This is a genomic window from Bdellovibrionota bacterium (assembly GCA_035292885.1).
Lineage (GTDB): Bacteria > Bdellovibrionota_G > JALEGL01 > JALEGL01 > DATDPG01 > DATDPG01.
In genome coordinates this window covers 1-11,088 of sequence record DATDPG010000022.1, presented here as the reverse complement: position 1 = coordinate 11,088, position 11,088 = coordinate 1, and the positions used below count along the sequence as shown (strand labels likewise).

Annotated in this window: 12 protein-coding genes and 2 pseudogenes; 9 read left to right on the top strand and 5 right to left on the bottom strand. The window is 54.0% G+C overall.

Features of this window, described 5'->3' with window-relative positions:
• Nucleotides 1-167: 167 nt before the first annotated feature.
• On the top strand, nt 168-326 hold the full coding sequence (locus VI895_02010) for a hypothetical protein (GenBank protein HLG18573.1): 159 nt from the start codon (nt 168-170) through the stop codon (nt 324-326).
• Nucleotides 327-380: 54 nt separating this feature from the next.
• Here VI895_02010 and VI895_02005 read toward each other — a convergent pair whose 3' ends face one another.
• Complete coding sequence (locus VI895_02005; protein ID HLG18572.1) at nt 381-4,961, bottom strand: hypothetical protein; 4,581 nt, start codon at nt 4,959-4,961, stop codon at nt 381-383.
• Nucleotides 4,962-5,705: 744 nt separating this feature from the next.
• On the opposite strand from VI895_02005, the gene VI895_02000 reads away from it, so the two are divergent.
• From VI895_02000 to VI895_01980, 5 genes and pseudogenes are all read left to right on the top strand, one after another.
• Nucleotides 5,706-5,924: a hypothetical protein gene (locus VI895_02000; protein ID HLG18571.1), complete on the top strand. Its 219-nt coding sequence runs from the start codon at nt 5,706-5,708 to the stop codon at nt 5,922-5,924.
• A gap of 15 nt (nt 5,925-5,939) precedes the next feature.
• Nucleotides 5,940-6,071: pseudogene (locus tag VI895_01995) on the top strand (transposase zinc-binding domain-containing protein).
• Nucleotides 6,072-6,161: 90 nt separating this feature from the next.
• Entirely contained in the window at nt 6,162-6,383 is a 222-nt protein-coding gene (locus tag VI895_01990; protein HLG18570.1) for a hypothetical protein, read from the top strand.
• Entirely contained in the window at nt 6,380-6,886 is a 507-nt protein-coding gene (locus VI895_01985; GenBank protein HLG18569.1) for an IS110 family transposase, read from the top strand. Before VI895_01990 ends, VI895_01985 begins: the two co-directional genes overlap by 4 nt.
• A 403-nt stretch (nt 6,887-7,289) precedes the next feature.
• Nucleotides 7,290-8,210 (top strand): transposase, encoded by a 921-nt coding sequence (locus VI895_01980; GenBank protein HLG18568.1) that lies wholly within the window; start codon nt 7,290-7,292, stop codon nt 8,208-8,210.
• 140 nt (nt 8,211-8,350) lie between these two features.
• Here the strand turns inward: VI895_01980 and VI895_01975 are convergent, their stop codons facing one another.
• From VI895_01975 to VI895_01965, 3 genes are all read right to left on the bottom strand, one after another.
• The gene (locus tag VI895_01975) at nt 8,351-8,707 is read right to left on the bottom strand and encodes a hypothetical protein (protein HLG18567.1); all 357 of its coding nucleotides are present in this window, start codon (nt 8,705-8,707) and stop codon (nt 8,351-8,353) included.
• Nucleotides 8,708-8,897: 190 nt separating this feature from the next.
• On the bottom strand, nt 8,898-9,500 hold the full coding sequence (locus VI895_01970; protein ID HLG18566.1) for an ImmA/IrrE family metallo-endopeptidase: 603 nt from the start codon (nt 9,498-9,500) through the stop codon (nt 8,898-8,900).
• Nucleotides 9,501-9,504: 4 nt separating this feature from the next.
• Nucleotides 9,505-9,876: a transcriptional regulator gene (locus VI895_01965; protein HLG18565.1), complete on the bottom strand. Its 372-nt coding sequence runs from the start codon at nt 9,874-9,876 to the stop codon at nt 9,505-9,507.
• 180 nt (nt 9,877-10,056) lie between these two features.
• Here VI895_01965 and VI895_01960 point away from each other — a divergent pair.
• A pseudogene (locus VI895_01960) lies at nt 10,057-10,308 on the top strand (type I restriction endonuclease).
• 73 nt (nt 10,309-10,381) lie between these two features.
• Here VI895_01960 and VI895_01955 read toward each other — a convergent pair.
• Nucleotides 10,382-10,570, bottom strand: a complete 189-nt coding sequence (locus VI895_01955; protein ID HLG18564.1) for a hypothetical protein — start codon at nt 10,568-10,570, stop codon at nt 10,382-10,384.
• Between the two features lie 37 nt (nt 10,571-10,607).
• Here VI895_01955 and VI895_01950 point away from each other — a divergent pair, with 37 nt between their 5' ends.
• Both VI895_01950 and VI895_01945 read left to right on the top strand, forming a co-directional pair.
• Entirely contained in the window at nt 10,608-10,826 is a 219-nt protein-coding gene (locus tag VI895_01950) for a hypothetical protein (protein ID HLG18563.1), read from the top strand.
• A 56-nt stretch (nt 10,827-10,882) separates the two neighbouring features.
• A partial coding sequence (locus VI895_01945) for a hypothetical protein (protein HLG18562.1) occupies nt 10,883-11,088 on the top strand: 206 nt, incomplete at its 3' end.

The window sequence follows — 11,088 nt, the reverse complement described above, 5'->3', positions numbered from 1 at the left end:
CCATCCTCGTTCGTCTCCCTTTTCACATCGGTCGCGTCTATATTCCCTCCCAACCCCCGGGCTTCATCCTTCCGTACAATCCTCCCATTCTTGAAATTTCCTTTTAGGCTCACAACGAAGTTCCGGGGGTTCGCATCCCTGAAAACGTTCGGAATCGGTTCGACGGGTTGTCGAAATCGGAAGGCGAGCGAGAGGGAATTCGCGTCACGAAAGAACTGATCGATGTTGCGTTTGAGGAAGGAATTCGACACTTTTACCTGGTCGCGCCATTGCGGCGATATGACTTGGCTGCCGAAATTGTCACGTACATCAAGAAACATTCTTGACACTCGGACGGGTGATCAAAAAAATGTGTCAGGTGGGTTTAGAGGATTCTACGGTCATTTTTTCTTCTTTTCGCCGTTACCTCCCCCTGGCTTTAGAACCTTCACCTCAAAGTTCTCGGAATGCAAAAGAATGCCGTCCGAGGCCGTAAACGTGATCGTTACCTCCAGACCGATTTGCTCTTTATTCGTTATCCAGGAAAGAACGCCTTTACCATTTTCCAGATCGACAAATGTCGCGCCGATCGAGTCGAGAGGATCGCCATTGGCGAGGACCGCTGTTAATGTGACGCTCTCCCCATCGACGTCCTGTGCCCAAACGGCGTAGTCGAAACCCTTTCCTCCGGTGACAAAGATTTCCTTCCCTTCGATCGCCGGAACAAAGCGAGGCGTATGAAACACGCGCGTTTCTTGATCCGTGGCAAAGAAGCGATCTCGTACTTCAAGCGTAATCGGCAGGTCGTTGCGCCGATCGAACGTGACGAAGCGGTCGAGATTTTGAGCGGAGAAATGGGTGTCATAACTTCCGTCGGAGTCAACATCCCATCTGAATTCCAGAAGCCCATCCCATGTCGTATTAAAATCTGGATCCTGGGCGGTCGTCTGTTTTGCCACCACGCCGTTTCCGAAAAGTAAATCGAATATTTGCAGGCCGGAATTTCCCCCAAAGGCGTCGCCAACGTATGCCTTTGTACCGACCAGCTGTACAGCTCGGGCATTTCCTGCCGTAGCAACACTTCCAAGCGAGGCTGGATTATTTGGGTTGGTCACATCGATGATCTGCAGGCCAAATTGCTCATCGGCCACAGCCGCGCGCGTTCCTGAAACGAACACGTCCTGGGCTGTCCCTGGCGTGTCCACGGAATTGACGAGCAGGAGAGACGCGGGATTTGTCACGTCAAAAATCAAGAGGCCCGAAAGACCGTCGGCGAGGTAAGCGAAATTTCCAGACAGCTGAACGTCCTGAGCCGTGTCCGGCGTGTTATAGCCGCCGATTGGAAAAGGAAGAAGAGGATTTGATACATCGATGACGTACAGGCCGTTCATTTGGTCCGCCACGTAGGCAACATCTCCAGCAACATCGACGCTCAGCGCTGCACCTGGCGTGTCGAGCTTGCCTAGGTACGCAGGCGCCCCAGGGTTACCTACATCGACGGTCACCAAGCCATCCCCTCCATTAGTTATGTATGCGATGGAGGCGGATACATGGACGTCGATGGCAAAGTTGGGGAGCGATTGAGGCGGGCCGATTCGCGAAAGAAAAATCGGTTGCACGGGATCGGTGACATCGTAAATGACAAGGCCAGCCTGCTCCGCCGCCACATACGCTATATTCCCCGACACGAAGACTCCGCGCGCGACGCCCGGAGCGGGAAGGGCTGGAGCCGAAAGTAGGATCGGATTCGAGGGATCACTGACATCGATGATTTGGAGCTGCGGGCTGTTGTCCGCAAGGTAAGCTGTGTTGCCAGACACGAAAAGTCGCTTATTGAATGACGAGTTTAAGAAAGAACCCAAAAATGTCGCCTCGGCCACAGGTTCGTACGCGATCGTAAACGGATTCAAGACAGGAAGATGGTTATACGTATTGGACCAGGCGTTTCTTACGCTCCGCCAATAATTGCCGCCGGCGTCCGTCACTTCCATCTTGATCTCGCGAGCGTGAGTCTGCTGAACGATCTCTAAGTCTCCAACATCGCGAATCTCGAGTCCCGGTGATGTTGCCGCGACATAAGCGATGGTCCCCGAAATCCATAGACCGTTCGCAAAGCTCGAATACAGATTCGATTTCGCGACGGGGTTGAGCGGATCACTGACATCAATCACTTGGAGACCCTGGAAAGCATGGCCGATGTAGGCTGTTGAGCCGGCAACCCATACGTCTCTGACATTTCCAGAAAACGTGCTCAAGAGAACGGGGTTGGTCGGATCCGCGACATCCACGATCTGAAAGGGAAATCCGGCCAAATACGTCAGGGTACCCACGACATGCAGGTTTGAGAAGACGCCAGCGGTCAAAAGGCTTCCTATGAGAAGCGGGTTGGCGGGGTTGCTGACATCCACGATCTCCAAGACGTTGGCGTTTCCGAGATAAGCGGTTGTACCTACGAGAAACCCTGTTCGGATCTGTGACGCCCCGGGGCGGTACGTTCCGAGCAAAGCCGGCTGTGTGGGAACACTCACGTCAACCATGAGTAGACCGCCCAGGTTTCCACCCACGACGAAGGCCGTCGTCCCGGAAACGAACACTCTGAGTGCTTCACCGTTGAACGCGTAGTTCCCGAGAAAGGATGGACTCGAAGAATTGCTGACATCGAGGATCTGAAGTCCGCTGGAGCCGTCTGCGACGTACGCCACCGTGCCAGAGACAAAAACATCGTACGCCCAGCCTGGCGTATCATGGCTTCCGATGAAGACTGGGTTCGATGGATTGGTTACATCGACGATCTGTAGCCCCGACAAGCCGTCAGCGACGTACGCCGTGCTCCCCACAACATAGACTCTCTGTGCAGAGTGGGGAGTGTCGTACACTCCCAGCAGTCCCGGACGTACCAACGGATAAGAATGCTGCACTTGCGCTTGGCTCGAAGGGAGCGTGTCCCAGACGTCGTCATTTTCAAAATCCCAGCGGAATTGAAGTGGGCCAAGTTCTGGATCGAACGTGGCTGACGCATCCAGCGTCACATCCAATGTTTTCTTACCTGTCCCATGTTCGCTTTCGGGTTGAACGACAAGCGACGCGATGGGAGAAAGATCCCCCAGGAAGACAAATAGGTCTCGTGTCGTCTGCTGGTCGTTTCCTTGTGGATCGACGACTTCGAGAACGATCGTCTTGAAATCGTACGTTGGATACTGAACAGTCTGAACTTTGTTTGCCGAAAACGGTGTATCCCAGACTCCGTCGCCCTCGAAATCCCATCGCACGAGAAGCGTGCTGGCCGGGCTTTCGAGGTCGGTGGTCGCGGAAGCATCGAGTGTGAAAATCGTCCCCACCGATCCGACGGAAGGCATTACGGTAAACGATGGAAAGGGACGAGCGTTAACGACCGGACTGTCCGTAATGGTGACCACATCCCGGGCATACGAGGTCTCAATATTTCCAACCACGTTGATCGCGCGGATCTCAACTGTGTACGTTCCATCCGGGAGCGGCGGAAGCCCGAAGCCGAAGTCTTCCACGCTTCCGTCAAAAAAGCCGTCGAGTGCAAGGGCCTGACTCCACCCTCCGCCGTTCACCCGCCATTCGACATCCAGAATGGTGTTGATCGTGACACTGCTGTAAATCGGATAGGCAGAATATTCATTTAAAAGGGGGAGATCTTCAGCCCGGCCGTAATACACAAGCTGATACGAGCCGGTGCGGTTCAGAATTTTTGTATTGGGAACGGTGTCTAAAGGATCCGGGAGGCCATCGCCATCGCGATCTCGTAAACCGATCTGGGCACGGGTGTAAACGCCGATCGGACCCAAATCGAGCATAAGGTCGCTTAAACCCTCCCCGGCTCCACCGAAAAAGCCTCTTCCGTCGTTCGCCCGGGAGTTCGCGTTGACGGAGTTTAGATATCCCCATCGTTCTACAGGGGAGTAATTCGTATATTGATCGATTGCGCCAAAAATGTGGCCGGTCTCGTGGCGAAGGACACGTCCGTCGGGAAGTGCGTCCTGGAATACGCGGGTCCACGGGCCAAATAGAGCGGCGCTCGAGGTGCCAGTTCCCGTTCTCATCTCAATGAAGTAAGCCCAATGGCTCAGATGAATATTTCGAAGATTGTTGGCGTAGGTCCACCAGTCAGATATCGACGGAAGAGGGGTTAGCCGTTCGTCGACAATGATGAACGCGAGTCTCGCGCTCGGTTCGAGCTCACTAAATAACCTCAGGCCGGTCGAAATCTCGGCCATGGCACTGTCCATCTGCGGGTCGGTCCAGCCGGCTCCAGCGAAGAAGACTCCCACCGCCACGAGGCCGGACATATAGAGGCTCGTGTCATAAAAGCCGGCGCCGTAACCTTGCCCAAAGGCCGTCGGCGTAATCGCTTCAGTCTCCGAACTCCCCACCTTGTATTTGCGCTGTAACTCTTTCTTATTTCGCTCCCATTGCTTCAGGTATTCCTTCTCCCGTTTCTCCTTTTCCTGCCTGGTCTTGGGAAGGTCGCTCGGAATGATGAGATCGTCGTGGAACGGTTCACTCAAATCTTGAGCGGGAGGAAGAGCGGGTTTCTTGTTCTTTTCTCGAAGATAATGATTCCACGCTTGGATGCCGACAGCGACGCTTTTCCCATAACGGCGATAATGATGTGGTTCCATTTCGCCATGTTCCACGGCGACGATGTTTTCATCCGCTTGCAGGAGTTGAGGCTTTACGGACGGCGAGACCTGGGCGAACAACACGGAATTCGCAATGGCCTGGGTGACGTTCCCTCCAAAGGCGTGGACGGTGGCCATGGCCCGCTGCATCTCCGCAATCGTGTCGGAGCGGAGAACAACAATCGCCTCCGAATCATCGTGAAACCCGGCTCTTGCGAGACGTGCGGCACGAGGATACCGGTCTGGCGTTTCTTGGTGACACCCGAGCGCCTGAAGAAAGAGCAGGACGAAAAGCGCGCCGACCCCCCACGGCGATAGTGACCTCTTGATCATGCGCTGCGTCGAACGCGCCAATGGGAGTCGCAATGCCGGGAAAAGTCAAGATTATTAAGAGCAGGACACCAAACGTAGTTCCAGAGACCGGTTAGACTCCCGAGAGCCGGAATTAGTTATGGCGTTCCTTTTAGGAATCGACTCGGCGTTCAAACACCCGGCATCGCGAGCTGCGATCTCGTGGTGGCTGGGGAGGTTGTAACAGGCGGGGCATAGTCGATGAGCGACGCCTCTTGAGAGGCGAGATCCTCCAGAAGTCGCGTGGGAGGGGCAGATTTTCTGCCCGGCGCTCAGCTCCCGAAGGTAATCCCGGGAGAGCGTCACCGAACGTTTCGATGATTTTGTCTTCGGCTCCTCGAAATCGTAATTCGTGTACTGACGTCGGACATATAGCTGCCGGTGAACCCAGTCGATGTCTTCCCATTTAAGGCCGAGGATTTCGCCTTGTCGAAGACCGGCCTGGATCGCCGTTGAAACTATAAATGTTTCCGAGGAAGTGAAGGCCGCGTCCAAAAGAAACAGATCCGAGTACATTCCGTGGGACACGTGACACTAGAAGAGCGGGTCGCCCGGTTGGAGGATTCCGTCTTTCAGCGCGCGGCGCACTAACCCTGGATCTCGACCGACCGGACGGCCGGACCGATTTTCGGAACCGCCCGATCCTCCTTTTTGGATTCTTTCGAACGACGCCCGGGGGGTTCGCGGGAGTCTCCCGAGGGCACGCTCCTTGTTCTGCTCCTGGGTATGTCGGGGCCTGCCGCGCCACAGGTCTGGGTCGAGTATCGCGCTCGGGTGTTCCATCAGAGCCCTCTGTTCCTGGTTCTCTACGATCACTATGCCCCTTTTCAGCGCGCCTATCCTTCTCGGTTTCAACCCTCCTTTGCCCTCTTTCGCCCGTGTGTCGATCACACGATCGAACGCTTCCTCATTTGCGGCGATCCCCGGGAGGGCGTGGCCGTGTAGGTCTGCGAGGCGTGTTCGCAGAAAAAAATCGTTCCGTTCTCGTGCAAGACGAGGCTTTTCTGCCCTTCCTGTCATCAGAAGCGAATTCTCCTCTGGGCCGAAGATCTGATCGAACACACGCTGGCCGAGGTGCCGCATCGTTTTTAATGGAATGGACCCGCCCTTTCTTACGTGGCGGCTTCAAATGAGCCAGAATGAAGATTCAACAATCATTCACCTTCAGAAAGGGAGAGTCCAATGGAAGACATTAGCGTAGTGGGAATCGATTTGGCAAAGAATGTTTTCGAGGTGACCGGGCGAAATGAACGGGGGCGAACCCTGTTTCAACGAAGCCTTCGTCGGGAGAAATTCCGAGCGTTCATCTCTGAGCTTCCACCGACCGTCTGGTGGTGGGCCAAGGCGTTCGGGTGTTGCGGCGAATCCTTCCTCGTGTTCTGGAAGACGCGGAGAACGGTTTGACCGATCGAATTCGTGGAGTGATTGCGGATCTTTGGGAAGAGCTCAAAGACCTGGAGAAACGGATCGATCACTACAATGCAAAGTTCGAGATCGAGGTTCAGACGAACGAGGTGTGTCAGCGCCTGATGACGCTTCCGGGAGTCGGGTCGCTGACCGCGAGTGCCATCGCTGCCAGTGTAGGAAACCCGAACGTTTTTACCAACGGCCGAGCGTTTTCCGCGTCGTTGGGATTAGTTCCGCGGCAACACTCCAGCGGAGGGAAAGATCGTCTCCTGGGAATTAGCAAACGAGGAGACGGGTATCTCCGGAGACTTCTCGTTCACGGGGCACGAGCGGCGTTGCGATGTGTAGGATCGAAAAAGGATTCTCGAAGTGAATGGCTGCGACGATTGGAAGCTCGCCGGGGACACAACCGGGCCTGTGTAGCCCTGGCGAACAAAAACGCCCGGATCCTTTGGGTGTTGATGGCTCGAGGCGGGACGTATCGGGTCCAGGAGGCGTAGACACGAATGAACCAGAGAAAAGAGAAAAAACGGCTCGTTTATTTTCCCGTGGTTGAATTCTTTCGACTCCGGGAGAGGTAGAGGTACCCCTTTCTTACAGATGCGAGGCAAAGAGTGAGACGATGGCAAAACAGGTCAGGCCGGTTCTCGAAAAACCTGAAAGGTCCAGGGGCGCGAGAAATCGACGCCGTGTTTTTGATCAGGATCGAGAACGCACATTCCATCAGGGCCCGGAGATCGAAAGACTCCACAGAGAGGCCGGATACATGGCAGCATCTGATCTTCCTTTGGCCATCTCAAATCACTTTGTCCTTGCAAACGGGGGCGGGTCCATACATGGACCTTTTCCATCCCGAAACGTCTCCGGCCCTATTTCCTGCACGATCGAAAACTCTTGAAGCACATGGTCTGGGCGGCCCATCGCACGTTCGCCCTGGCTTTAGGGAACGGCCGAGTCCGCAAGGACTTCCGCCCGGGTTTAATCACCCTGATCCAAACCCACGGCGACGAGCTCAACTGGAACACACACCTGCATCTTCTGGCCGCTGACGGCGCATTCGATACCCGGGACCGGATCGTCTTTCACCCGATGGGATTCTGGGATCTACCCAAGATGACCCAGATTTTCCGCTTTACGCTCATCTCTCGGCTGCACGAGGCCGGAGTTCTGTCGGACGACACCGCCACGAATCTCATGAGTTGGCCTCACTCGGGCTTTCACGTGCATCACTCCGATCCCTTTCCCGCGTCCGACCGCGAGCAGCTCATCCGCCGCTTGGCGTATGCGTTTCGCACCCCCGTCTCGTTATCCCAGCTGCGCTCCTCCCCTACGTCGGTTCAGCTGCGGACGCGCAAGGGAAAGACGCTGGCCTTCTCCCCGGTGGAATTCTTGGCTCACCTCACCGTCCACATCCCCGACCGCTACCAACACTACCGCCGCTATGCCGGCCTCTATGCCTCCGCGACTCGGCGATTCCTGGGCCTGGAAACAAAGGCGCAGGTCCAACGAATTTCCGAAAAACCTCTCACGCCCCGTTGGGCGACCCTCTTGGCTCGGATCTTCGGCCACCTCCCCATCGAATGTCCGCACTGTCACCAGGAAATGAAGCTCCTCGGGTTCGTGACGCACCCCGCAGAGATCGAAATTCTCGTTCCCCAAGCCTCTCGCGCGCCGCCTCCAAAACCCGTCGCGTCTTTCTTCGACGTCCACGGAAAGACCCCCTTCCTCGTCGCCGCCGAAGAATCCGCTCCTTACGAAACGATGGATTTCAACCAGGTCCGAGAAGAATCCGACGCCGATTTCGATCAGCGAATCGCCCGGTAACGGAGTTCCTCGCATTCGTTTCCTCTTTTCAACCCCTTCCCGTCCGCGCCGGGGGCCATGGCCCCCATCCCTTCCTGAATTCCTCCTCCTTTCCTGTTCCCCCAGGAGCCGAGGGGACTCGAAAACCCTCTCTCTTCGCTTTAACCCCCTCCCTTCCCTAGCCCCATACAACTCTCGGATTTTTGAATTTTCCTAAACTGATTTTCGACGAACGCGCGTTGATTCCCTGCGTTTAGCGCAAGACCGGCCGTGTCGATGAACTCACGCGCCACCTCCAAGAGTTCCTTGATTCTCCTGGTGTTGTACTGAAAGTCGAATGCCAAATGGGCGTGCCCGTTAACAAAAATCACGGTTATGTGCCCGGCATCCTCATCTTCGGACGTCAGAAAAATATTCGTGATCTCCTCGATATCCTTTTCCGTTATACCCTCACCGGCACTTATGGCCCGTCTCGGCTTGCATTCGAACACCGCCTTTACTTCGGAATTCAGACGCACCTCATTATTCGCACCAACTCGACAAATGATTTGTACCGCGAACAGGGGTAGCGGGGTTTTGATGAGGCCCGCCGAAGCTCGGCGCTCAATCTCCGGGTTTACCCACACGTCAAATACGTGTTGGATTAACCCCTCGTATGCTTGTTGATCCATGAATAGCCGACCTAATGTTTACGCTGCGGTTCCATCCTTACCGACCACCAAGCCAGTTCTGCAGACGAATATTTGCGGCTTCCTCCGAAACTCCAAATCGTTTCGCAACCGGCTTTGCCACGTATTGCGCCAGCGCGCGGTCGTCGATCGCCTTGGTCTGTTTGAAAAGGGGATGATCCGAAACGAATTTCTTCTGTTTTTCAAACTCTTCCTTGAGAAACGTCGTGGGCATCAATAGAAACGAGGCAAACATGTTGGCTTGTGTCTCCATGGGTGCATGGCCGGACCCTTTTCCGAGTACTTCTTGCTTCCACGCTTCGATGGAGTCGATTTTCAGCGATTTTAAATAATCCGAATGAATAACGAGATGGCCGACCTCGTGGGCAAATGAGAATCGGGCTCGATTCTCTTGATACATGTAAATCTCTTGATCAATGACAAGATCATGTAGATCGCGAGTTAGGAACGAATCAACATTATGGTCACGCATCAGCCCCAGGACTGGGACAACATTTAATTTCAATTTGAGTTCCACGACCTCAAGAATGGGAACTGGAATCGTCTCCGCAGGGTCCCACTCGCGACGAAAGGAATCTGCGGCCGCTTCAATCTCAGCAGGAGGAATAAACTTAATAGCCAAGGGATTATGCCTTCTTGATCAACTCTAGGATTTTGTCGAGCTTCTCTTCGGTGAGTTCCTTATTATCCAGTGTGCGGAAAAGAACAGGGAGTTTTTCGATGAGCTGTTCGTTCTTGAGCCTCATCATTCCGAGATCCTTGTTGGAAACGGCAGCCAGATCGAAGAACTCGATCCATTCATCTGAGCCTTTCTTCACTCCAAGCGCTTTCGCGTAATCTTCCATCTTCTCTTCCGAATGTGGAGCGGGGAAAAGCCCGCGTTCCAGCTTCGAGATGTTGCCGGGATCGAACTCGTATTTCTCACAGAACTGTCTTAAAGTGAGCCCTTTCTTGATCCGTAGTTCCTTAAAATAGTCGCCGAATTGCTTGCTCGCCATTGTTGTTGCTCCTTTACAACGCATTGTAATGCTATTACAACGGTCGTGTCCAGTCTATGATAAGGCGCCGGACAATACTCAGTTCTCCAAATTTCCTAATTGTCTTATCTTTCATGTGGTTGCATAGTCCGAGCAAATCCTTTCTTGCCGGGGTAAATACGGGATTAGATAGCAAGGCGAATGACAAATATTGATAAGAAATCGCTCAGTGAGCGGGACATTTGCTCCAAATTCATAACCCCGGCTTTGGAAAGGGCTGGTTGGAACCTTCAGCAACAAATCCGTGAGGAAGTCTCGTTTACCAAGGGCCGAGTCACTGTCAGAGGTAGGCATGTGAAGCGCGGAGAAGCCAAGAGGGCCGATTACGTCCTCTACTACAAGCCCAACCTCCCTGTCGCCGTGATTGAGGCCAAGGACAACAGCCACACTGTTTCAGCGAGGCTCTGTCGATTTGATAAAGGCATGATATCACCTCCCTTCGTTTCTCAAAAAACGTTCGATCAACTCATGGACTGATAATCCCGTTTACGGCACCTTGGCCGTTGTGAAGCGTGCGAATGTCTTGAAACTGCTCTGGGGCCTTTTTGGGCGTGCAGTTGTACGAATCGACGAGGTCCTGTGATCCCATTTCCCGCTGGATGTAATTCAGGACGTTCTGAACATGTTTGACGAAATGGACCTTAACGTACGCCACGGTGCCTCGCGATTTTGGATTGGAATTTTAGGAAGGCTTGTTCGAAGCGTTCGAAGTGGACGTTGAAGCCTTCACGAAGGCCGTTATCAATGGCGCGGGCGACTTTGTTGATGTCGTTCCCGATCTGGCGCAGCTCTTTGTGAAGCGCAAGTGCCAATTCGTCCGAAAAGAGTGGAGCAGGGATATCTTGCTCGAAGACGAGAGTTCGAATGAGAGTGGGGACGTTATAGCCTCGTTGATGTGCGATGGTTTGTAGATAGCTGAGTTGTTTCTGTTTGAGTCTGAGGGTTACTTTTGGGAATCGTTTTGTGAGTGTTGATTGTGCTGGGTTGGTTTGAATGTGTAGGGTCTGTTCTTGGTTTTGAGTGGGGTGGTTTTGTATTGCCCCCCTATAAGCGGAACGGTGGAGATTTAGAGGCGCCGCATTACAATTCGAGCCAAGGGAGGCAAGATGAATTCAAGAGGGAAGCGGTACGAGGTAGAATTCAAGACGAAGCTGGTCATGGCGTTGTTACGTG

Coding starts and splice junctions, on each gene's coding strand:
- VI895_02005 (HLG18572.1), bottom strand. CDS start 4,961: ATGATCAAGAGGTCACTATCGCCGTGGGGGGTCGGCGCGCTTTTCGTC.
- VI895_02000 (HLG18571.1), top strand. CDS start 5,706: ATGTCGGGGCCTGCCGCGCCACAGGTCTGGGTCGAGTATCGCGCTCGG.
- VI895_01990 (HLG18570.1), top strand. CDS start 6,162: ATGGAAGACATTAGCGTAGTGGGAATCGATTTGGCAAAGAATGTTTTC.
- VI895_01980 (HLG18568.1), top strand. CDS start 7,290: ATGGTCTGGGCGGCCCATCGCACGTTCGCCCTGGCTTTAGGGAACGGC.
- VI895_01965 (HLG18565.1), bottom strand. CDS start 9,876: ATGGCGAGCAAGCAATTCGGCGACTATTTTAAGGAACTACGGATCAAG.